The sequence below is a fragment of the Streptomyces sp. ME19-01-6 genome, assembly GCF_033793745.1.
In the GTDB taxonomy this organism is placed as follows: Bacteria; Actinomycetota; Actinomycetes; order Streptomycetales; family Streptomycetaceae; genus Streptomyces.
In genome coordinates this window covers 70424-89725 of sequence record NZ_JARAXF010000014.1, presented here as the reverse complement: position 1 = coordinate 89725, position 19302 = coordinate 70424, and the positions used below count along the sequence as shown (strand labels likewise).

Annotated in this window: 26 protein-coding genes; 4 read left to right on the top strand and 22 right to left on the bottom strand. The window is 67.9% G+C overall.

What is annotated here, in order from left to right; translation table 11 throughout:
* Positions 1–15: 15 nt before the first annotated feature.
* From PV419_RS28140 to PV419_RS28130, 3 genes are read right to left on the bottom strand one after another with little or no spacing between them, the layout of a single operon-like run.
* Positions 16–318, bottom strand: a complete 303-nt coding sequence (locus tag PV419_RS28140) for a hypothetical protein (RefSeq protein WP_319693704.1) — start codon at positions 316–318, stop codon at positions 16–18.
* On the bottom strand, positions 315–3953 hold the full coding sequence (locus PV419_RS28135; protein ID WP_319693702.1) for a hypothetical protein: 3639 nt from the start codon (positions 3951–3953) through the stop codon (positions 315–317). The genes PV419_RS28140 and PV419_RS28135 overlap by 4 nt, the downstream gene beginning before the upstream one ends.
* Before the next feature lies 1 nt (position 3954).
* Positions 3955–4179 (bottom strand): helix-turn-helix transcriptional regulator, encoded by a 225-nt coding sequence (locus PV419_RS28130; RefSeq protein ID WP_319693700.1) that lies wholly within the window; start codon positions 4177–4179, stop codon positions 3955–3957.
* A gap of 355 nt (positions 4180–4534) precedes the next feature.
* On the opposite strand from PV419_RS28130, the gene PV419_RS28125 reads away from it, so the two are divergent.
* Positions 4535–4822, top strand: a complete 288-nt coding sequence (locus PV419_RS28125; RefSeq protein WP_319693699.1) for a helix-turn-helix transcriptional regulator — start codon at positions 4535–4537, stop codon at positions 4820–4822.
* 65 nt (positions 4823–4887) lie between these two features.
* On the opposite strand, the gene PV419_RS28120 is transcribed toward PV419_RS28125, so the two are convergent.
* Entirely contained in the window at positions 4888–5721 is an 834-nt protein-coding gene (locus PV419_RS28120) for a recombinase family protein (RefSeq protein ID WP_319693698.1), read from the bottom strand.
* A gap of 137 nt (positions 5722–5858) precedes the next feature.
* Here PV419_RS28120 and PV419_RS28115 point away from each other — a divergent pair, with 137 nt between their 5' ends.
* Together PV419_RS28115 and PV419_RS28110 are read left to right on the top strand one after the other, a co-directional pair.
* Complete coding sequence (locus tag PV419_RS28115) at positions 5859–7091, top strand: IS4 family transposase (protein WP_319693697.1); 1233 nt, start codon at positions 5859–5861, stop codon at positions 7089–7091.
* A 213-nt stretch (positions 7092–7304) separates the two neighbouring features.
* Positions 7305–7664 (top strand): hypothetical protein, encoded by a 360-nt coding sequence (locus PV419_RS28110; RefSeq protein ID WP_319693696.1) that lies wholly within the window; start codon positions 7305–7307, stop codon positions 7662–7664.
* 185 nt (positions 7665–7849) lie between these two features.
* On the opposite strand, the gene PV419_RS28105 is transcribed toward PV419_RS28110, so the two are convergent.
* From PV419_RS28105 to PV419_RS28035, 15 genes are all read right to left on the bottom strand, one after another.
* On the bottom strand, positions 7850–8068 hold the full coding sequence (locus tag PV419_RS28105) for a hypothetical protein (RefSeq protein ID WP_319693694.1): 219 nt from the start codon (positions 8066–8068) through the stop codon (positions 7850–7852).
* Entirely contained in the window at positions 8065–8361 is a 297-nt protein-coding gene (locus PV419_RS28100) for a hypothetical protein (RefSeq protein WP_319693692.1), read from the bottom strand. The genes PV419_RS28105 and PV419_RS28100 overlap by 4 nt, the downstream gene beginning before the upstream one ends.
* Complete coding sequence (locus PV419_RS28095) at positions 8358–8819, bottom strand: hypothetical protein (RefSeq protein ID WP_319693691.1); 462 nt, start codon at positions 8817–8819, stop codon at positions 8358–8360. The genes PV419_RS28100 and PV419_RS28095 overlap by 4 nt, the downstream gene beginning before the upstream one ends.
* Positions 8820–8874: 55 nt before the next feature.
* Complete coding sequence (locus PV419_RS28090; protein ID WP_319693690.1) at positions 8875–9393, bottom strand: hypothetical protein; 519 nt, start codon at positions 9391–9393, stop codon at positions 8875–8877.
* 14 nt (positions 9394–9407) lie between these two features.
* Positions 9408–9590: a hypothetical protein gene (locus PV419_RS28085; protein ID WP_319693689.1), complete on the bottom strand. Its 183-nt coding sequence runs from the start codon at positions 9588–9590 to the stop codon at positions 9408–9410.
* Positions 9587–10009, bottom strand: a complete 423-nt coding sequence (locus PV419_RS28080; protein ID WP_319693688.1) for a hypothetical protein — start codon at positions 10007–10009, stop codon at positions 9587–9589. Before PV419_RS28080 ends, PV419_RS28085 begins: the two co-directional genes overlap by 4 nt.
* A 61-nt stretch (positions 10010–10070) precedes the next feature.
* Positions 10071–10832, bottom strand: a complete 762-nt coding sequence (locus PV419_RS28075; protein WP_319693687.1) for a competence protein CoiA — start codon at positions 10830–10832, stop codon at positions 10071–10073.
* 9 nt (positions 10833–10841) lie between these two features.
* Complete coding sequence (locus PV419_RS28070; protein ID WP_319693685.1) at positions 10842–11537, bottom strand: hypothetical protein; 696 nt, start codon at positions 11535–11537, stop codon at positions 10842–10844.
* Positions 11534–11911: a hypothetical protein gene (locus tag PV419_RS28065; RefSeq protein WP_319693683.1), complete on the bottom strand. Its 378-nt coding sequence runs from the start codon at positions 11909–11911 to the stop codon at positions 11534–11536. The genes PV419_RS28070 and PV419_RS28065 overlap by 4 nt, the downstream gene beginning before the upstream one ends.
* Positions 11912–11937: 26 nt before the next feature.
* Positions 11938–12201, bottom strand: coding sequence for a hypothetical protein (locus tag PV419_RS28060; protein ID WP_319693681.1), 264 nt, complete (start codon positions 12199–12201; stop codon positions 11938–11940).
* Positions 12202–12212: 11 nt separating this feature from the next.
* Positions 12213–13562, bottom strand: coding sequence for a replicative DNA helicase (locus PV419_RS28055; protein ID WP_319693679.1), 1350 nt, complete (start codon positions 13560–13562; stop codon positions 12213–12215).
* A 19-nt stretch (positions 13563–13581) separates the two neighbouring features.
* Positions 13582–14514, bottom strand: coding sequence for a hypothetical protein (locus PV419_RS28050; RefSeq protein ID WP_319693677.1), 933 nt, complete (start codon positions 14512–14514; stop codon positions 13582–13584).
* Positions 14514–14930: a hypothetical protein gene (locus PV419_RS28045; RefSeq protein ID WP_319693676.1), complete on the bottom strand. Its 417-nt coding sequence runs from the start codon at positions 14928–14930 to the stop codon at positions 14514–14516. The genes PV419_RS28050 and PV419_RS28045 overlap by 1 nt, the downstream gene beginning before the upstream one ends.
* 189 nt (positions 14931–15119) lie before the next feature.
* Entirely contained in the window at positions 15120–15356 is a 237-nt protein-coding gene (locus tag PV419_RS28040) for a hypothetical protein (RefSeq protein ID WP_319693674.1), read from the bottom strand.
* Positions 15353–15562, bottom strand: coding sequence for a helix-turn-helix transcriptional regulator (locus PV419_RS28035; protein ID WP_319693672.1), 210 nt, complete (start codon positions 15560–15562; stop codon positions 15353–15355). Before PV419_RS28035 ends, PV419_RS28040 begins: the two co-directional genes overlap by 4 nt.
* A 109-nt stretch (positions 15563–15671) precedes the next feature.
* On the opposite strand from PV419_RS28035, the gene PV419_RS28030 reads away from it, so the two are divergent.
* The gene (locus tag PV419_RS28030; RefSeq protein ID WP_319693670.1) at positions 15672–16340 is read left to right on the top strand and encodes a helix-turn-helix transcriptional regulator; all 669 of its coding nucleotides are present in this window, start codon (positions 15672–15674) and stop codon (positions 16338–16340) included.
* 53 nt (positions 16341–16393) lie between these two features.
* Here the strand turns inward: PV419_RS28030 and PV419_RS28025 are convergent, their stop codons facing one another.
* The 3 genes from PV419_RS28025 to PV419_RS28015 all read right to left on the bottom strand — a co-directional run bounded on the left by PV419_RS28025 (position 16394) and on the right by PV419_RS28015 (position 19268).
* Positions 16394–16579: a hypothetical protein gene (locus tag PV419_RS28025; protein ID WP_319693669.1), complete on the bottom strand. Its 186-nt coding sequence runs from the start codon at positions 16577–16579 to the stop codon at positions 16394–16396.
* A 105-nt stretch (positions 16580–16684) separates the two neighbouring features.
* Positions 16685–16888 (bottom strand): hypothetical protein, encoded by a 204-nt coding sequence (locus PV419_RS28020; protein ID WP_319693668.1) that lies wholly within the window; start codon positions 16886–16888, stop codon positions 16685–16687.
* A gap of 235 nt (positions 16889–17123) precedes the next feature.
* Entirely contained in the window at positions 17124–19268 is a 2145-nt protein-coding gene (locus tag PV419_RS28015) for an FtsK/SpoIIIE domain-containing protein (RefSeq protein ID WP_319693666.1), read from the bottom strand.
* Positions 19269–19302 lie beyond the last annotated feature (34 nt).

The window sequence follows — 19302 nt, the reverse complement described above, 5'->3', positions numbered from 1 at the left end:
TCGCCAAGGGCGAGGTCACGGCGTGGGGTCGTCCCCCTCGGCCTGCAGCGCGTGGAGTGTGGCGATGTCCTCGAGCAGGTTGGGGTTGACTTCGAGGGCAAGGCGGAAGATGTCTGCGCCCATCCAGCGGGGGAACCGTTCCTCGGCCCACAGATGCCCAGCTGGGCAGGTCATGTAGGTGGGCTCGGCGCTCCAGTCCTCCAGGTCCAGGGCGGCCGTGAGGCGCTGCGCAGCCCCGCACTCGGGGCAGGAGTACGGTTCGCCTCCGGTGCCCGCGCCTGCGGGGAGGGGCCAGCGGAGAACGGTCGGCTCAGTCATCGCCGCTCCCTGTCGTATCGGCGGAGGGCCTGGCTCATCTCCCGGGCCAGAGACTCCGCGGCCCGCCGCTGCTCCACGGGGGAGTCGAGGTTGAACTTTCCGTCCACGTGTACGTGAAGGTTGTGCACAACCGTCGTGCTGGCCGGCTGCCGCAAGGCCGCGGGGGTGCTCGGCGCGCTGATCCGCATCGTCCCGGGTGTGGTGATCAGGCTTTTGCGGGAGGCGAGGCCCTGGTTGAAGCCGTCGGCCGTGTGCTGGCCGAGCTGCATCATCACGCGGCTGGGGCTGCGGATGCCGAGAGCCTTCTTGATCGCCGCCTCCATCGATTTGGCGATCTTCATCATTGAGTCTTCGATCGCCTTCTGCTTCTCCGTGAGCCCCTTCACGAGGCCGTCGGCCGCCTTGATGCCCGCTCCGTACATGCTGTCGGCGACCGTGGTTCCGGCCTTGTCCGCCGAGGCGGTCAGCTGCTTCTGCAGGTCGTTGATCTGCTTGATCTGCTCGGGGGTGGCGTTGAGGAGGGACTGGGCGGTGGCCATGCCGCCGCCCGCCACACCGGCTGCGGCGATGTCGGAGATGGCGGTGGCGTTCAGGCCGCGCTTCTTCAGCTCCTCCAGCTGCTTTGAGAACTCGGTCGTGCGGGTGGTGTCGGACTTCAGTTGGTTGATGAGCGTGGATGCCGACGTACCGTACTTGCCGATCTTGGTGATGTTCGCGAAGCCGATCAGGCTGCTCTTGACCGACGACTTGAGGTTGTCGAACTGGCCCTTCAGGTCGTTCAGCTTGTCTTTCGCACTGTCGAGCGCCTTGCTGTTGGCCTCGGCTGAGTCGCGCAGCTTGAACAGGGACGACGCCGAGCGGGTGAGCTGGGACAGCAGGCGCTTCTCCGTGGCGCCCGTGAACGAGCCCTTGATCTTCGTTTGGAGGCTGTACAGCGACGAGATCAGCGCCGACTCATCAGCCGGCTTGGCCAACATGCCCCGAATCTCGGGGTTCACCCGGCCCGCGATCAGCGACATGTTCCCCAGCGTCACGTCGCCACGCAGCGACGACCGGGCCTCATTCTGCTTGCGGATGGCCTCCTTCTGCTTCTCGGTCAGGCCGCCCTTCTTGAAGCCCGGTAGGCGCAGACGACCCGCATTCAGGGCGTCCATGAACCTGACGCCGTACTTGGCGACCGCCGCCGCCCGCATCACATACTCGGTGTTGGAGATGCGCGCCGTGGCACCGCTAGGGAACGCAGCCAGGATCGAGTCGGACGTGCTGGTGCCGGGTCCGGTGACGTACCCGCCGTCGGGGTACATCTGTACCTCGCCGCCGGAGGCATACCCGCGCACGGGGCCACCCCGCGCGCGCAGGTTCTTGGCTTGCCGACGGATTGCGTCAGCTGCAGACGAGGCAGTCTTGCGGACCTCGAAAACATCGACATGCCGAGTCGTGATCGTGATGCTCTTGCCCGACAGCCGGTCACGGGCAGCCTGGACAGCCGCGATATTCGTCCGCGCCGAGGCGGTCTGCGCGATGACCGTAAAGGACCCATCGGGCATGCGCTTGACCTTGAAGCCAAGGTTCTCCAGTGCCTGGATTGCGCTGGAAGTGAGGGCCTTGACCGTGACGCTCTTGCTCCCTGGAGTCGCCTTGATCTTAGCGATCACAGCATCCAGGCCCGCGACGGCGTCCTCGCGGCGCATTTCGATCTGCGTGCTCTTCTTGTCCGGGATCTTCAGGATCTGAGAGGCCAGCTTGTTGGCCTCACTGCTGGTCAGACCCATTTGCATGGCGGAGTTGACGAGCTGCTGACGGCCACGGGAGTAGATGCCGTTGACCTGCTCCCAGCTCGAGCCAGACTCGCGGGCAGCGCTCGCCGCGTCGTCAGTCTTCTGAGCCAGATCCTGCAAGGCGGTCGCGGCGCTGCGCGCCTTCTCGCTGTTCAGGTTGAGCTCGCCGCCGGTCATCGACAGGGCGCCCGCGTTGTCCCTGGCGGCCTTGGCGGCGGCGTCGATCGCGGCCTCGAACCCGATCATCCCGCCGAGCCCGGCGCGGTTGACGTCGTTCAGCGCCTGGATGCTCTGCCTCAGACCATCCGCGCTGGCCTTCTGCTCATCCAGCTTCGCCTTCGTCGACAATGCCTGCTGCCCGAACAGCCCCATGCCGTCGGCCGCCAGCTTCTGCTGGAACGCGTTCTCCTCCAAGGCCGACTTGTAGTTGTCAAGATGCTCGGTGACATTGGAGACCGGCTTACCAGCTTCGCGGGCCTTCTCCTTCAGCCGGTTCAGAGCCGCTGCCGCCAAGTCGGCCTTGCCGCCCTTGACCAGGTTCGACAGCGCCTTGTCGAAGTCGTCGATGGCCTTCTCGGCCTTCTTGTTGGGGCCGTCTTCAAAAAGCCCGAACGCACTGCTGACATCGTCCAGGAATACGAGGAAGCCGTTATCGGAGTACGTGCTGAAAGCGTCCGTCAGCTTCTTCATGTCGCTGCCGAATACTCGCGCGGCCTCACCAGTCACCTTGCCGGTGCGCCCCAGCTCGCCGAGTGATGTGGTGAGCCGGTCCACGTCTGCAGGTGCGGGCTTCGTGTACTGCGTCAGCTTGTTAATCGCTACACCCGCTGCCGTTAGTACAGCGAGTCCGGCCATCGCTTTTTGCAGGCGGGTCATGTTCTGGGCCACACCTGCAATCGCAGATGACACGCCACCGAACCGCGCTGCCCGCACGAACGCGGCCAAGTTGGCGGCGGCGGCCGACGTGGTGACCGCAGTCAACGCTGCTGCGCCCATCCGGGCCAATTTGAACGCCGCATACAACTGGAGGAACGTGGAGATCACGCCCGATGGCACGGCGTTGACCAGCTTCGCTAGCCCGTTCGCCACCGTCAGCAGGGTGACGCCAAGCTCCCCACCAGAGTCGACCAGATGCAGCGCAGCCCGCGCGATGTTCCCCAGCGTCTCGGCGATCAGCGGCCCCATGGTGCGGGCCTGCTCCATGAACCGGTCGAAGCCACCGCCCGCCGCGAAACCAGCGAGCTTCTCCCCCAGGTGCACGAGGCCATCTGACATCGCGCGCAGCGTGCGGGCAGCGAACTCGTTCACCCTCACCATGAACGCATCAAAGCCGGGGCTCGCCACTCCGCCCGCGATCCGCGTGACGAGCCGGTCCAGCTCCGCCGACGCCGTCCGCACCAGCGGCGTCATCTTCGGCAGCAGCGCCTGGAACAGCTGGAAGGAATGCGTGAACGCGGGCATCGTGTCGTCAGCGAGACTGTCCGACCACTGCTGGTACGAGTCCTTCAGCGCGGCGAACGCAGCCGTAGCCTCGCGAGTGGCGCGCGGCATCTTCGACAGCGCCTGCTGGTACGCGTTCTCCGCCTTCGCCGCCTGCTCAGACGCCTTCCCAGACGTCTGGACGGCCTCCTTGTACTTCTCCTGCGCCTTGACCGCATCCGACATCTTGGAGATCTGCGGCGCCACCGCCGCACCGAACGCCGCCATCGCCCCGCCCGCCGCAGCGATCCCCGCGCCGGCCACGGCCGCAGCCGGCCCGAGAGCATTGAGGGCACCGATGACCGCAGTGATGCGGGTCATCGCCGTGTCGGTCTTCGCATCGACCTGCACATGGCCTGAGGCGATGAGGAACGACATATCAGGCCACCGCCGGCAGATCCTCGGCGACGAGGAGCTCGTCGAGCGGCACATCGAGGACAGCGGCCAGCGCGTCGGCGATGTCGAGCGGCGGCTGCTGGCGGCCCGTCTCGTAGCCGTACAGCGTCCAGCAGGTGCGGCCGATACGCGCGGCCAGGTCGTGTACGGAGATGCCGCAGCGGCGGCGCTCGAGGCGGAGACGGTACCCGTTGAAGGTGCGCGGCATGCGGAGGTCCCATGGTGGAGGCGTGCGCCACGGAACCTGAACGTGCGTAATGCACGTGCGGCCCCGCGATCGGGCAGACGGTTCGGTCCGCTCCGTTCACCTGGCGCCGCATCACGCGGATGACCCTGTGGCCGCGTCCTGCGACCTTGCTTGGCCCGCCTGCGCCGTTGGCCTCGTGTTCCCGGGGAGCATCTCGCTCGCACGGACATCCCGTCCGCTGGGTCCTGGCCGCCGACTAGTGCCGGTATCCGTCTATGGGTGGAATCTTACTCCAACGTCAACCTATGTGACCATAGGTTCGAAGGTGACTCGCGCGTTCGGCCTTCGAATCATTGGAGCATGAGGGGTGGTCACGGTGACAGTGCCGACGATCAGGCAACGCAGGACCCCGCCGGACGGGCTCGGCCAAGCACTGCGGGCCGCACGGGAACAGGTAGGGCTGGGGCTGCGGGAGGCGGCGCGCCAGTGCGGACTTTCGGCCGGCTACCTGGCGCACCTCGAAGCGGGGGAGCGCTGCCCGTCCGTCGCGGTCGCCGAGCGCCTGGCCGACGTGCTGCAGCTCGGCGAGACCACGCGGGTCCTGCTCGGCGCGGCGGCCGTAGGCGACGCCGGACGCAGCCACCCCGCACACGCGCGGGCCTGACGGATCCTGTCTAGTCAGTACCCCCGGCGGTGACAGCCACCCCGCACACGCGCGGGCCTGACCGGTTAACGCTGCGAGAGGAGCCGTGCGGCGCGCTCTCGCCGCTGCTGCTCCTTGCGGGCGGCCCGGGCCCGGGCGGACTGCTGGCGGGCCTTCTCGCGGGCTTCTGGGGACAGTAGACGGGCGACGGTGGTGGGGTGCCACTTCCCGCCGCGCTTGCTGGGGAGGCCCTCAGTGTTGGCGCGGGCGACAATCGCCCGGAGGCTGAGCCCTTCCTCGTCGCGCCAGCGCTCCATCTCCTCGGCGACGGCGTTCTCGCGCTCGTCGGCGGTCAGCTCGCCATCCTCGACGCGCTGCCCGAAGCGGGGGGCGCCGTAAGCGTATCCGCCCTTGGCGCCCTTGGCGGCCCGGCCCTCGGTGAGCCGCTTGATGATGAGCCCGCGGTCGAGCTGGTGGAAGACGCCGCGCATCTGCCGCATGGCGGTGCGCATGGGGTCGGACGCGTCGTCCTCCAGGTGCTCGCCGTGGTCGGCGGTGAACGCGCGTGCTCCGAGAGCCCACACGTAAGACAGCACGGCCTCCTGCACGGTGAGCTCACGAGCGAGCCTGTCCAGGTTCGGCGCCAGGATCCCGTCCGCCTTGCCCTCAGCGATCCACTCCACGGCCTCCATGAGGCCCGGGCGTTCGTCGAGCAGGCTTGTGCCGGACTTCCCGCCCTTACCGTCCCCGTCCGTGACCATGTGGACGATCCGGACGCGCGGACTCGTCTGAGCCTTCGCCCACCTCCGGCAGTCCGCCTCCTGGGCGTCGAGCCCGTACCCGTCGGCAGCCTGTCCGGCGGTGGACACGCGGCGCACGAGCACCAGGCGGAGAGCAGCGGTTCGAGGAGTCGTCGCCATGGCTCCACTGTACACATCTATGGACATAGATGTAACACTGCTGGTGGGCCCCCTTTGGTGCTTCCCTAGGGCAACAGCAACGGGCCACCTAGGCTCAATACCGGTAACTTAGGGGCAATCCGGTCGTTGTTGTTGGCGTGGCAAGAGCGGGTCAGTCGAAGTCATCTGGTGAGCGGTTGTCCGACCGGGTCGCGGTCGGGGTGCTGACACAGGCGTTTCCTCAGTCGCTTGTGGACGAGGTGTTGGCGGAGACGGGTCGGGTGCAGCAGCGCAACCGGCTGTTGCCGGCCCGGCTGGTGGTCTACTTCGTGTTGGCGATGTGCCTGTTCTCCGGGCAGAGCTATGAGGAGGTCGCCCGGCTGCTGACCGCGGGTTTGCAGGGTGCGCGGCGTTGGCGTACATCGTGGGTGGTGCCGAGTACGGCGGCGATCTGGAAGGCCAGGTCTCGGCTGGGGGTGGCGCCGTTGCGGCAGTTGTTCGCGCGGGTGTGCCGTCCGGTTGCCACACCGGACACTCGGGGCGCCTTCTACCGCGACTGGCGGCTGACCGCGATCGACGGCACCACATTCGACCTGCCCGACACGAAGGCGAACGTGGAGGCGTTCGGCCGTCCGCCCCGCTCCGGGCGTGGTGAACAGGACGTCGGCTACCCGCAGTTGCGCATGGTGGGCCTGGTGGAGTGCGGTACCCACGCCGTCTTCGATGCTGCGATCGGAGGCTTGCGCACCGGAGAGCAGGCTCTGGCCCGGGCGGTCCTGGTGTCCCTGCGACCGGGGATGCTGCTGCTGGCCGACCGTGGCTTCTGCGGCGTGGACCTGTGGCGCACAGCCGCGGCCACGGGGGCGGACTTGCTGTGGCGAGTCCGCAAAGACCTCGTGCTGCCGGTGGTCGAGCAGTTGTCGGACGGCTCGTATCTCACCGAGATCTTCGATCGCAGCGACATCCACCACACCCGTCGTGGGGTGCCAGTACGCGCGGTGGAATACACCATCGCCGGCCATGAGGGCGTCTACCGGCTCATCACCACGATCCTCGACCCGGACAAGGCCCCGGCCGCGGAACTGGCCGCCCTCTACGCCCAGCGATGGGAGTTCGAGTCCACCCTCGACGAAATCAAGACCCACCTCGGCGGGTCGCACCTGGTACTGCGTTCGCAGCACCCTGACGGGGCCGAGCAGGAACTTTACGGCTTTCTGCTCGTCCACCATGCGATCCGGCACCTGATGCACCAGGCCGCACGACAAGCCGACCAAGACCCCGACCGGATCTCCTTCACCCGCTCACTGCGCGTCGTGCGCCGCCAGGTCACTGACCAGGCGGCATTTTCCCCCCGGCCGACTCGCCCGCGCGGTCAAAGCCACCCACGCTGAACTCCTCGAACGCCTCCTGCCACGGCGACGCCGCCGGGCCAACCCCCGCGTCATCAAACGCAAAGTCGCCAGCTGGCCCCTCAAACGCGCTGCCCACCGCGTTGCAGACCGCCCCTGTGCTGCGGCCGTCACCATCGTTGGCGCCACCAAACCCAAACGGGTCAAGCGGGCACCAAAGCCCTAAGTTACCGGTATTGCACCTAGGCTCGGCCCATGAACCAGAGCGAAGTCATGCAGCGCGTCGTCGGCATCCTCACCCAAGCGGCCGAGGTGTCACGCCTCCTCAACGAGGACCCCGATCGTGAAGACATGAAGTCGGATGCGGCGATAGGCGAGCTGTTGCAGGAGATGTTCCCCGCGATCGAGCTGCCTGGCGACTCCTCGCCGCAGGAGATAGCCGCAGCCGTCGGCCGAGAGGTCGGCCAGAACGTCCGTCAGCTCACTGCCGCGTTCGTGTTCGCCTTCACCCAGCTCGCCGAGTACCACGACGCCGGCCGGACGGACATCTCATCGGCGGACGTGCTGCGGGAGATCGCGCTGCGCGCCGAAACGATCTGGTCGGACGACGAGTGACCGCCAAGGGTCGGGACTAGCTCCGACCCCTTCTCGTCGTCGGACCTGGTACGCGCAATCTGCTGGCCAGACTCACCGCCATGGGGTGCGGATAGTCTCCGCACCCCGGTGCCGCTGTACGCCCCCAGAGACGCGGAAAGCCCCGCTTCTCCACGCGGGAGGGCGGGGCTTCGCCTTGCGGCTCGTCAGGCGGCGTTGTCGTCGTCCTCGCCGGGCCGGTAGCGGCTGGCGAACCAGTCCGCGGTCGACATGCCCGCCGGCCGGGCCGGAGGCTCCGGCGGGCGCACCCGCGCCGCCTGCTGCTCCGCGGCCGAGGGCCGCTCCTCCTCGAGGGCGGGCAGCTCCGTGCCGTGGAACCGGGCAGCCAGCTTCTCCGCCGAGCTGTGCGTCTTTCTGACGGTCATGAGTCCTCCAACGGATCGATAAACAGCGACTCGTCGTCCCGAGCCGCTACGGCCGTACTGACGGCCTCTACGACCGCCCGGCGCCTCTCGGCCGCCGACGCGCCCACGGGGACCTGTACGGCCACACGGAGCGGCTCGGCGGTACCGAGCAGCCCGCGGCGCACAGATTCGATACGGGCCAGCAGCCGCGCTCGGCTGCGCCCCGTAGCGGCCTCCAGTTGCAGGGCCGACGACTCGAGTTCGTCCAGGCGGGCCAGTTCGATAGCCCGCCACTCGTCGCGGTCCACGGTCACGACGCATCACCTTCGAGGAGACCCGCTTCCTCCTCGGTGACCCGGGCCTTGGCCTCCCGGATGAGTGCCTGCAGTTCGAGGTCCTGCTGTGTGACTTCGTGGTGCTCGACGGTCGCCTCGACGCGGGTCGGCATGTCGAGGCCGAGGAGCTTCCGGCGGGATTCGGAGATGCGGACCGCGGTGTTGATGGCCCGGTCGTCGCCCTTGGCGACCTTCGGCTGGAGACGGGCGAGGTAGTTGTCGAGCCGGGCGCACTCGAGCGCCCGCAGTTCGTGAGCCTTGGGCGTGACCTCGGCGGTGATGGCGTCCTTGATGCGGTCGTGCACCGTGGACAGTGGTATGCCGGTGAGCTCGGCGATGGCCCGGTACGTGTGCCCGTCGAGACGCAGCTGCATACACGTCGACTGTTCCCGGGCGATCTTGGCTTTGTTGGTGTTGAGCTGGGTGGAGCGCCCCATGTCCGGCCTCCTTGTGTTCGAGGCCGGGCAGTGCGGTGCCCGGCCGGGGCGATGGTCAGGCTGCGAGGCTGGGCAGGCTGGCCTGGCGGAGCTGGGCGGCGAGGTTGTGTGCCGCGCTCCGGGTCGGGTCTTGGCGGGCGGCCGGCGCCCTGACGTCGAGAAGGGCGCCGTTGGCCTTGGTGCAGGCGTAGAGGGCGGCGGCCTCGGAGGCTTCCTCCAGGGCGTCGAGGGCGTCGCGCTGGGCCTTGGCGAAGCGGAGGGCGGCGGCGTTGTAGGCGGCGCGGGCCCCGTCGGCGACAGCGGTGCTGTTGCGGGCCGCGGTGAGGAAGAGTTCCTCGAGGACGTCTTCCTGCTTGCGGAGCGCCTCGCGGGCCTTCCTCTCGAACGTGGCCCGTTCGGGGCCGGTGCCGTGGCCGCACTTGGCGAGGGCCTGGTCGGCGTCGTGCCGGGCGGTGGTGGCGGCCTCCAGCTTGTCGAGGGCCTTGGCGACGGGGGTGGGGAGGTGGTCGCGGTTGACGTTGATGCGGACGGCGCCGCGGTTGTTGACGTGGACGGTCATGTCGGTGGTTGCCATGTGGTGCTCCCTGGTTAGGCGCCGGATACGGCGAGGGTGGAGTTGTTGGTCTGCGCGAGGTTGCGGAGCTTCTGGGCGTGCCGGCGGGCGAGGCCGCGGGCGCGGGCTGCGGCGAAACGGGCGCGGCGCTCCTTCTCGGCGGCGGCCCGGCGGCGCGCGGCCTCGATGCGCTCCCGTATGACGTCGTCCACGTTCACGACTGCTCCCCGGGCGCGGCGACGAGCCGGGTGGAGCCGCCTACGACGTTGCGGAGGAGCTGGGCCCAGTCGGTCTGAGCTAGCCACGACTTCTCCATGAGGTGGGCGGTCCAATCGAGGAGGGCCCCCCAGGTGCGGAGCTTCTCGGCCGGGATGGGGTACCCGTTGGCGTCTGGGTTGGGGTCGCACGCTGCGTGGTGGGCCTGCCAGGGGACGTCGTCGGGGAGGTCGAACAGGGCGCCGGCGCCGTACATGACGCCGCCCTCGAGGGGGCCTTCCTTGACGGTGTGCTGCCGCTCCCAGTCGGCGTAGGCGCGGCTGGCTTTGTTGACGGCGTCGTTGTCGATCCACAGGTATCCGTCGTCGTCGGCGATGGAGGTCTTGCATGCGTCGCAGATGAGTGCGAGGTCGGCGGCCATGGGTTCTCCGATCTGTGGTGTGCTGGGGGGAGGCTGGCCCCGGTATGAGCGGGGCCAGCCGTCATGCGTCGGTGAAGACGATCGAGTAGCGGTCGCCGAACTTTCCCGGCGCCAGTGCTAGAACGAATCCGCCGCGGCAAAGCGCGACATGCTTCGTCTTTCGCAACCTGCGACCTGGGTAGTCCACGCCGGTCAGGTCACCGTCGGGCGTGTACCACTCACGCGATTCCCCGGGGCGCCGGATTGCGCCCAGAGTCGCGACCCACATTTCCCGTGCCTGCGGGTCGATGATCTGCACGCCTTGGCCGTACCGGTTGGCCACCCACACCATTTCGTCTGGCACGCGCACTTCATGCTCAGGCTGCGCTGCAAGGAGTGCTGCTGCCCGGTGGCTGGTGAAGAGCCACACAGTGGCGTGGTATCCGATCCTGCGGTCTCGGGCGATGCGATCTTTCATGGTGTCCACCTGAATGGCGGAGTCCTGGATCTCAATGGCGATGTACCGCATCACCCCCTGTTCATCGGGTGCTTTCAGCCCGACGTCGACTCGTCGGCCGTGGGCAAGGTGCACGATCTCGGGGCGCGCTTTCCAGCCGATGGCGGTCAGCTCTTCCACGAGTACCTGCTTGGCCATGAGGTGCCGCCAGCTCTCCGCCTCGGACGCTGGACAGCTTGAATCGGGGGCGTGTGCGAAGTGCGCGGCAACTTTCTGGCCTCGTTTTAGGACGACCGGGGACTGGCACATGGGGCACTGGTAGGCGCCGGGCTCGAGGTCGCGGGTCGCAGCGATGCGGTTCCCGTCGGATGTCTCGGCAATCCACATGGCTGGCTCCTAGGCGTCTACGGGGAGCATGAGCACGAAGCCGTCGGGGTCGAGCTGCGCCCACAGAGCCAGGCCGTTCAGTGCGGGCTGGTCGTCGGTGAGCCAGAGTTTGCCGTCTTGCGCGCTGGAGTCGTGGACTTGGGCAAGGAGGAAGCGCAGGATCGCCGCGATGGCGATGTCGTTGGGCGCGTACCGACCAACGGCGTCGAGAAGGTTGGTAGTGGCGCGCACGACGCGTTCACCGTGCAGGCGCAGCTGGTAGCCAGTGATGTCGCGGAGGACGTCGTCGACGACGGGCCGTTCGGGTGCCTGGACGGCCCCGGTGGTGAGGGCGCGCAGACATGTCCGATTGTCGGAACCGTCGTTGTGGACGTACAGGTCAAGTTCGCGGGCGTAGGTGGCGGGCTGCTTGCACACCGGGCAGGCGTACCTGGACTGGTCGGGGGACACCCAGCGGATAGCGCCGGGACCCTCGGGCGCCTGCTGGGACGCTTCGGCGATGGATGCCCATCGGTGGCCGTGGTGTTCGACGACCTGCTTGGCGATGACTTCGGCAAGTTCGCCCTCGTTGCGGCTGAGCCAGGTACCGAAAGCCTCCCTGGTGGCCACTTCGAGGATGTCTTTGGTGGCGATGCTGTTGTGGTACAGCCAGAGGTCGAAGGCTTCGCGGACGCCGGCAGTAGTGGCGTCGTCGTTCTTGCTCATCGGTTCTCCCGTGCGGTCTTGGCGCCTTCGAGGCGGTGCGGGTGGTATTCGCCGTCGGGGTCGTCGGCGAAGGCGTTGGTGAGGTTGTGGGTGAGCTGCCGGACGAAGTCGGCGAGGTCGTCCCACAGGTCGATCCAGCCGTCGGCGGGCGGGTAGTGCTTCTCGAACCAGATTTCGAGGGCCCGCCCGCAGCGGCCCTTGTGGGCGACGTACAGGGGTGTCTGCCGGTGGGGGCCGGAGTCTCCCTCGCGGCCGATGGTGGTGCCCCAGGTAACGATGCCCTTGCCGACAACCTGCTTGCGGCAGACGTCGCAGATGAAAGCCGGGCAGTTCATAGCCTCCGGCGGGCCGCTACGAGCGACGTACTCGATCACATGTGCTCCGTTCGTTGTGATGTGGGTTAGTGGCGTTGGGCGAGGATGCGGAGGTGCTCGCGGAGGTGCTCGATTGCTGCTTCCTGCCCGCCGTGGACCTTGCGTAGTGCTATGGCGAGGTCTGAGGCGAGTGCGGAGATGACGGCGATGTGCTCGTCCGTGCTCCTCGGGAGGATCAGGTCGAGGCTGGCCTGTACGTCGCCGGTGAGCATGTTCAAGGTGACGGCGCCGGCGTCTCGCTGAGCTGCCCAGTGGGACGCCATCCAGTCGTCCCGTCCTTCGTTCGACATCGCCGCTCCTCTCAGGCCCTGGCCATGTCGACGATCCGGGCCTGCTTGCCCTTCCAGGCGGCCGTGAAGGTGAACGTCTCACCCATGCGGTTCTTGGCGACGATGAAGTCGAACTCGCCGGAGCGGGCGCACTCCTTGAGGTAGTAGTCCTCGCGGTGCAGCAGGATCACGATGTTCGCGTTGTTCTCGATGCCGCCCGACTCGCGCAGGTCGGCCAGTGTGGGCGTCTTGTCGTTGCGGCTCTCCAGGGCGCGGTTGAGCTGGGCGGCAGCAATGACCACGATCTTGAATTCCTGCGCGAGAGCCTTGAGGCCGACCGCGATGGAGTCGACTTCGCCGACCCGGTTCTGCCACGTGACGCCCTCAGCCTTGGCGATCTGCAGATAGTCGACGACGAGCACGGCGGGGAGCTGGTTCTCCGCCTGAAGCTGCCGGAGGCGGGCACGCATCTGGGACACCGGCCGCGCCGGGGTGTCATCGACACGGAGCGGCGAAGCGAAGATATGCCCGATGGCCTGGTCGACTTTCGCCCGCTGGTCGAGGTCAAGGCTTCGGTTTCGGAGATGGTGCAGCGGGACCTCGGCTTCGGCGGCGATGATGCGCTGCCCGATCTGGTCGTTGCTCATCTCCATGGACGCGACGAGGACGCCGCGGCCGTGGCGGATGGCAGCGTGCCGGGCGATCTCCATGAGGGCGACGGTCTTACCCATGCCGGGCCGTCCGGCGATGACGACCAGGTCCCCGGGCTCCATGGGTGCCCCGGTCTGCATGTCCTTCCAGGGAAGCGGCAGGGACTCGCCGGCGGGGTTGTCGTACTGGTCCATGACGTGGTCGAGGATCTTGTCGAGCTTCCATTCGCGTGATTCGTTCTTGCTGCCGACGCTGGCGGTGAGGGCCTGCAGTTTGGCCGCCGCGCCGTCGAGCACCTCGGCGGCCTGCTCGGGGGTGCTGCGGGCGGCATAGCCCATCTGCACCAGCTCTGTGCCCACACTGATGACCTGGCGCAGCAAGGCGAGGTTCCGCACGATCTCGGCGTAGTACCCGGCGTTGGCCGCTGTCGGTACGGCCTGCACGAGGCGGTGAAGGTAGGCGCGCCCGCCGACCTTGTTCAGGGTGCCAGACTTGGCGAGCTGGTCGGCCACGGTGATCGGGTCTACCGGTTCGCCCTTGACCGTGAGGTAGAGGATGGTGTCGCAGATCGTCTCGTGGGCGGGCCGGTAGAAGGGTTCCTTGAGGCCGCTGATGACGTCGACGACCTCGAGGACAGCTTCGCGTGAAAGCAGCATGCTGCCGAGGACGCACATCTCGGCGTCGAGGTCCTGCGGCGGTACTCGCTCCATGTTGTCCTGCTGATCGTTCATGTGTTCTCCGTCGTGAGGGTTATGCGGCGCGGGCGTGGGGGTTGCAGTCGGGGCACTTGATCTCCCCGGTTGCTGTGGATCGCCAGCGGTCGCTCAGGTCTGGTCCGTCGCACTGGCCGCACCAGGGCGGCAGCGTTGGGCCGACAGACGCTCGGGGCTGGTGAAGGCGGGGCAGGTCTTCGATGCGCTTGCGCAGCACCGCCGCGTAGTTGGTGATGCCGCCCGCGTTCTCGGTCAGCTTCGTGGCGAGCTGCTCGTCGAGCTGCCAGCCGGTGTCGGCAGCGGCAGCAAGCAGCAGCGGGGCGAGGTTGGCGGCAGTGCGCCTGCCTGCGCTCCAGGGGGCGGGGAGGCTGCGGAGGTACTCGACGGCGGCGTGCTGCTGCTGCTCGTCGTGGTCGGATCCTCCCCCTCCTCCCTCGGGCTGGGGGGTGCTGCCGGTGGATGGGTGCGGCGGGTTGCTGGAGGAGGAGGTAGTTGAGGAAGTAGGAGGGGTAGGGGGGTTCTTTTTGGACCCCCTACGGTGCCAAAAAGAACCTCCTACTCCCCCTGTAGGGGGTTCTTTTTGGCACATCGCCTCTTCGTAGCCGGTTCGATTCGGACCCCCTTCAGGGGGCGTAGCCGGTTCGATTTGGACCCCCTTCAGTTCGCCGGGCTTGCTCGAGCCGACAGCCGGCGCAAGGTGCAGGAACCGGTACTTCGCGCGACTGCCGTTGTGGCCTCCCGCCGCCTTCTCGATCACCTTCTCGTCCTGGAGGCGCGCGAGGATCTTCCGCATGTCGCGGTCGTTCTTGACCATCGCCTGCCGAAGGATCTCGGGGTCGACCACGGAGCTGTACGTGAGACGAGTGCGATCGTTGGCGTCGTCGGCCAGCACCATGGCGGTCAACTTCTCGCGATGCGTCAGCGACAGGGGGGCGTGGACCTTGACCTCGCGGTACAGCTCGTAGCCCATCAGCGACTCACCGCCGCCCGGTCTCGGGCCGCGTTGAGCACCTTCATGGCTTCGGTGTCGCCCCCCCGGTCAGGGTGGAGGACACCCAGCAGGGCCTTGTACGCCTTGCCAGCGAGCGTCGCGCCCAGCTGGGCGTACATGAGGTCGGCCCAGGTGTCCGCGTGCTGCCTGCGCGGCCGTGGGGCGCCGGACTGGTCTTCGCCCCGGGGGAGGGTCAGCACCGTGAAGCCCTCGTATTGGAGGGCGGCCCTGAGGTCGCGGACGGCGTAAATCGAGATCACCCAGCACTTCTCCTCCGGGTCCCAGTTGCGCTGCTGTTTGGGCAGCGTGCGTATGCACTCCTTCGCCTCGAACGGGCTGAACACCTTGGCCGTGGTCGTCCCCATGACGATGCGAACCGTGGGCTTGCCGGGCATCGGGGATCACCGTCCCAAGGCCGGACGCCCGATAGAATTGGGCGTAGCCGTCGTGAGGCTTGGTGTGCAGCCGCCGGATTGGGCCCGGCGGCTGCCGTCGTTTTCGCTCATCGCTGTGTCCTTCGCGGAGGCGAGGCGGTGCGGGTGCCTGTGTGGTCGTCCTCGCGACGGAATGGGGCTGTGCGGCCGTCAGGCGGCTTCGTGCTCGTCCTTGTGCTCGGCCATCCAGCGGGCCACCTCGGGCGCGAACAGGACGCGGAGCTTGGCGATCTGGCCCGGGGTCAGCGGGGGCGCCTTGTCGACGTCGGCTTTGACGCGCATCCAGCGGGCGGCTGCGGCGGTGTCGCCGCGTGCGAGGGCCTCGGCGGCCATCTCCTCTTCCCACAACAGCGGGCGCGGCTCGGGCTGCTCGGCGGGCGCGCTCATGCGTTGGCCGCTTCCTGCTCGCCGGCGAGCCAGGCTTCGACGTCGCGGCGCCGGTAGCGGATGCGTCCGCCGCGGCCGGGCGACAGCTTGATGTATTCGGGCCCGGTTCCTCGCCAGCGCTTGTCCTTCAGCGTGGAGACGCTGAGTTTCGTGATGCGGCTTGTCTCGGCGGGGGTCAGGAGTTCTTCGGGGTCGTGCGCATTCACTGCGCATCCAGGCATGGCTACCTCCAAGAATCGCAGTGTTCACTGCGATATACGTAACTGTACGGGAGTGGCGTTGGCGGTGCAAACAACCGCATGGGATGCTGCGAAAATGACAGCGAAGACGACTGGTGATGCTTCTAAGCCGTCCGGATGGGGCCCGGTAAGCCAGCAGGTGGCGGCCAATCTGGCGCGGTTGCGTAAGGCCCGTGGGCTTTCGACCACGCGCCTATCTGCGGCGCTCAAAGAGCTCGGCCAGCACATTCCGCCGACCGGCATCACCCGCATCGAAAAGGGCGAGCGACGAGTAGACGCGGATGACCTCACGGCCCTCGCGCTGGTGCTGAACGTGTCGCCGCTGGCCCTGCTCCTGCCGCCGGAATGGAGCGATGAGCAAATCCAGCTCACCTCGACCATGAGCCTTCGCGCGCGAACGGCGTGGTTGTGGGCCGAGGGGCGGACGCCGGCGAACGACTGGGCGACTGGCGCCGTACAGGTGACGGCTGATGACGACGAAGTCGAGGCGGCCCAGGAGCGGGAGTTCTTCAAGCAGCGCGAGGAGTATGAGGCGCTGACTCATCCTCCGGAGCGGCGCCGTGCGGCGCAGCATCCTGCGAACACTGCGGCCGATACGGCGTCCGCCATGGTTGGCCGGCTGGTGCGTGCGGTCGAGCGTGGGGACCGTGACGCGGTCGCTCGGCAGCTGCGCATCACCAAGAACCGGCTTGCTCAGTTGCAGAATGCGGTCGAGCAGATCGAGCTCGAGCACGACGACGCGTAGCGCTTCCCCTCCTCGGGCCGGGACCGTCCACGGACAGTCCCGGCCCTGGCGTGTCAGCGGCGGCGGGTCTTCTTGCCGACGGTGGATCCCTTGATGTGCGGGGGCACCAGGCCCTGCCGTGCCAGCTCGGCGCCGAGCCGGTACTGCTCGGCCGTCTCCGGGTCGTCGGTGTTGTCCGCGGCCCTCTGGCAGGCGTCGGCTACGTCCTCGGTCGTGGTGCGCTTGAACGGGTTCTTCATGGTGATTCTCCATCCCGGGCCGGACTCTCCGGCCCCACCGCGCCCGCCAGCGGCGGACCTGTATTACGCAGGCCCGTCGCCGGTTGGCACGGGAGGGTCGGACAGTTACTCGGCGGAAAGGTCGCTGTCGTTGAACATCCACCGGACGGCGCCGATGGAGACCTTGCCGAAGTGGATGAGGGCGACCTCGTTCATGCCGTCTTCGTGGCCGGTGATGACTGCCGTGCGGCCGAGGAGACGCTTCGGCCGCTGGAGCCGACCGAGGTGGTCCACGGACTTGATCGTGACCTTCGAGCCGATCGGATACATAGGAGTCCTTTCGATGGGTGGTGTGGGTGCGTGGTGCGTGCCTCGGGCCGCGGCCGATGCGGCGCCCTCACGGCCTGGTCGCCGAGGCTGGGGGTGTTCGAAGCGAAGTGCGTCAGAGGCGCTCTGAGGGGCTTCTGCGGCCTGCCCGGTGCCGCTTCCCCTGCCTCCCTCGACGGGCCTTTCCGCAGGTCACGCTGAGGGAGGCGGTTTGGGGATGAGGGTAGGGAGAACTCCCTCAGATGTGGTCGTCTCCCTCTTCGTCGGCGTCCTCGGCGAGTCGCTCAAGGATGGCGTCGTGTACGCGGTCGCGGGCGACCACGGACTTGCCCCCGGACTTGTACTGTTCGGCCCCGTAGGGCTCCAGGGCCCGCTTCAGGTCAGCAAAGCCCCACTCCCGGTACGCCTCCGGGTTGTGCTCGGCGAGACGGTGCAGCACCTCCTGGGTGAGCACTCGCGGTTCGTCGCCGAGCACGGCGGCGACATCGGCGAGCGGGTCGGCCGGCTGGAACGTGGGCAACTCCGCCAGCGGCTCGACGCCGTCGCGCAGGCCAATCGCCCGCTCGACCACGGGTGTCACCTCGTCGATGCCCTTCTCCGGGTCACGGGCCACGTAGTGGGAGCGGACTACCTCGAACGGCTTGCTGGTGAAGCCCACGGTCACGGCCGTGCCGACGTCCTCGCCCGGGATGAGCGTGGTCGCGGTGATTCCGGCCTTGTGCTTGCCGGAACCGAGCAGGCCATCGTTGGCGATGTGGTCGCCGACCGCGAACGCCACACGGTGGGAGGTGTTGCGGGTGACGTCGCGCGGGATGCTGTCGGCGGTCGGGGAGACCGTGACCCAGATGAGGGTGATGCCGACCTTGCGGGCCTTCTTCATCACCTTCACGGCCAGCTCGGCGGCCTCCTTGCCGTAGGTCTTGTGCATGAACAGTTCGTGGCACTCGTCGAACACGACCACCTTGGGCCGCATCCGCGGGTCCCTCAGGGCCAGCTCACGGGTCAGCTTCACAGTCTCGCCGCCCAGTTCTTCCAGCAGCTTGCCGCGTTCGGTGACCTCGTCCCGCAGTCGGCGCAGCGCGTTCACTGCGACCTCGATCTGCTCGTCCTCGTCGCCCTTGACCAGGGCCCGCATACGCGGCTTCAGCGGGTCGTAGTCGACGTTGTACGCCATCACATACGCCTCGACCTCGACGAGCGGGTCGAGGATGGCACCCAGCAGAAGGGCGATGACCAGCGACGACTTACCGGAGCCCATGATGCCGCCGACCATGTAGTTGGCGGCCATCAGCTTGCCAATGATCGGCTCGCCACGTTGGGAGACTGCGACGGGCACGCCCTTGAAGTAGTCGGTGGTGCCCTCCGTCAGCAGCGGCCAGGGGGCCACCTTCTCCGACAGAGAGCCCTGGTCAGCGACCCACAGGTCGAGCACGCCAGGCTGCTTCGGAGGCTCGGTCGGCCACACCTCGACGGGCTTGCGCAGCAGGTTGTGAGCCAGAACCTTCTTCTTGCCGTTGACCATCTCGACGGTGACGCCCTGGGGCAGCAGCAGTTGCGTGTGGTAGCCCTTGCCGAGACGGGTCGTCGGCGACACCCAACGGGGCTGCCAGCCGTCTTTGAACGCCCGGTTCAGTGGGCCGATGCCCAGGTGTCGCAGCGCCGCAGTGATGGCGCCTTCGTCCGGGACGACATCCCGGTCGTCCTGCTGGTTCGCGGGCAGGGCCCACTGGGGTGCGGCCTGGCGGCGCCGGCCGACGTCCCACAGGCCAAGTAGGGCGATCCAGGGTGCGGCGGCGAGCATCGGGCCCCACACGACGCCGACGATGATGCTCAGCCAGTGGATGAAGTCGACGGTGGCCATGATCGGCGTGATGACCTGGGTGGGGTCGTCGTCGGATACGGCCAGGGTGGCCCCTACGGCGAGGAGGGTTCCGGCGCCCCAGCCCGCGCCGACGGCGGTGGCCTTGGCCAGCCGCTGCGGGGCGGCCAGCAGTTCCATGCGGCGCTGGTGGCGTTCGGCACGGAACTGGCGCCCGCGCTCCTCCCACTCCTTGGCTTCCTCGATCTGCCCTGCCACCTCGGCGACGCGGATCATGCGCTCGTAGCGGGCGGCGGTGCGCCCGTCCCAGGCGCGGCGGGCCACGATGCGGGCTCCCCCGGCGACGTACATGCTGTGGCGGGCCGCTACACGGCCGGCGGTGCGGGTCCGCTCGTGGGTAGCGGCTGCCTTGATAGCCCGGCCGGAGCGCACCCACAGAGGGATGGTGGCAGGCGCGGTCTTGCTCGGTTCGGGGAGGTCGGGTACGGCGTGAGGCAGGACGTACTCGGATGTGCTCGCTTCGGTCGGGGGGGCCTTGAAGAGGCGGACCACGTTCTCGGTCATGCTGGTGTCTCCGTTGCTGGATGAGGGTCCGGTA

Coding starts and splice junctions, on each gene's coding strand:
- PV419_RS28105 (WP_319693694.1), bottom strand. CDS start 8,068: ATGACCGTCAGAAAGACGCACAGCTCGGCGGAGAAGCTGGCTGCCCGG.
- PV419_RS28110 (WP_319693696.1), top strand. CDS start 7,305: ATGAACCAGAGCGAAGTCATGCAGCGCGTCGTCGGCATCCTCACCCAA.
- PV419_RS28095 (WP_319693691.1), bottom strand. CDS start 8,819: ATGGGGCGCTCCACCCAGCTCAACACCAACAAAGCCAAGATCGCCCGG.
- PV419_RS28040 (WP_319693674.1), bottom strand. CDS start 15,356: ATGAGCGCGCCCGCCGAGCAGCCCGAGCCGCGCCCGCTGTTGTGGGAA.
- PV419_RS28060 (WP_319693681.1), bottom strand. CDS start 12,201: ATGTCGAACGAAGGACGGGACGACTGGATGGCGTCCCACTGGGCAGCT.
- PV419_RS28055 (WP_319693679.1), bottom strand. CDS start 13,562: ATGAACGATCAGCAGGACAACATGGAGCGAGTACCGCCGCAGGACCTC.
- PV419_RS28120 (WP_319693698.1), bottom strand. CDS start 5,721: ATGGCGACGACTCCTCGAACCGCTGCTCTCCGCCTGGTGCTCGTGCGC.
- PV419_RS28025 (WP_319693669.1), bottom strand. CDS start 16,579: ATGAAGAACCCGTTCAAGCGCACCACGACCGAGGACGTAGCCGACGCC.
- PV419_RS28050 (WP_319693677.1), bottom strand. CDS start 14,514: ATGGGCTACGAGCTGTACCGCGAGGTCAAGGTCCACGCCCCCCTGTCG.
- PV419_RS28075 (WP_319693687.1), bottom strand. CDS start 10,832: ATGTGGATTGCCGAGACATCCGACGGGAACCGCATCGCTGCGACCCGC.
- PV419_RS28015 (WP_319693666.1), bottom strand. CDS start 19,268: ATGACCGAGAACGTGGTCCGCCTCTTCAAGGCCCCCCCGACCGAAGCG.
- PV419_RS28130 (WP_319693700.1), bottom strand. CDS start 4,179: ATGCCGCGCACCTTCAACGGGTACCGTCTCCGCCTCGAGCGCCGCCGC.
- PV419_RS28135 (WP_319693702.1), bottom strand. CDS start 3,953: ATGTCGTTCCTCATCGCCTCAGGCCATGTGCAGGTCGATGCGAAGACC.
- PV419_RS28090 (WP_319693690.1), bottom strand. CDS start 9,393: ATGGCAACCACCGACATGACCGTCCACGTCAACAACCGCGGCGCCGTC.
- PV419_RS28045 (WP_319693676.1), bottom strand. CDS start 14,930: ATGCCCGGCAAGCCCACGGTTCGCATCGTCATGGGGACGACCACGGCC.
- PV419_RS28070 (WP_319693685.1), bottom strand. CDS start 11,537: ATGAGCAAGAACGACGACGCCACTACTGCCGGCGTCCGCGAAGCCTTC.
- PV419_RS28030 (WP_319693670.1), top strand. CDS start 15,672: ATGACAGCGAAGACGACTGGTGATGCTTCTAAGCCGTCCGGATGGGGC.
- PV419_RS28080 (WP_319693688.1), bottom strand. CDS start 10,009: ATGGCCGCCGACCTCGCACTCATCTGCGACGCATGCAAGACCTCCATC.
- PV419_RS28020 (WP_319693668.1), bottom strand. CDS start 16,888: ATGTATCCGATCGGCTCGAAGGTCACGATCAAGTCCGTGGACCACCTC.
- PV419_RS28140 (WP_319693704.1), bottom strand. CDS start 318: ATGACTGAGCCGACCGTTCTCCGCTGGCCCCTCCCCGCAGGCGCGGGC.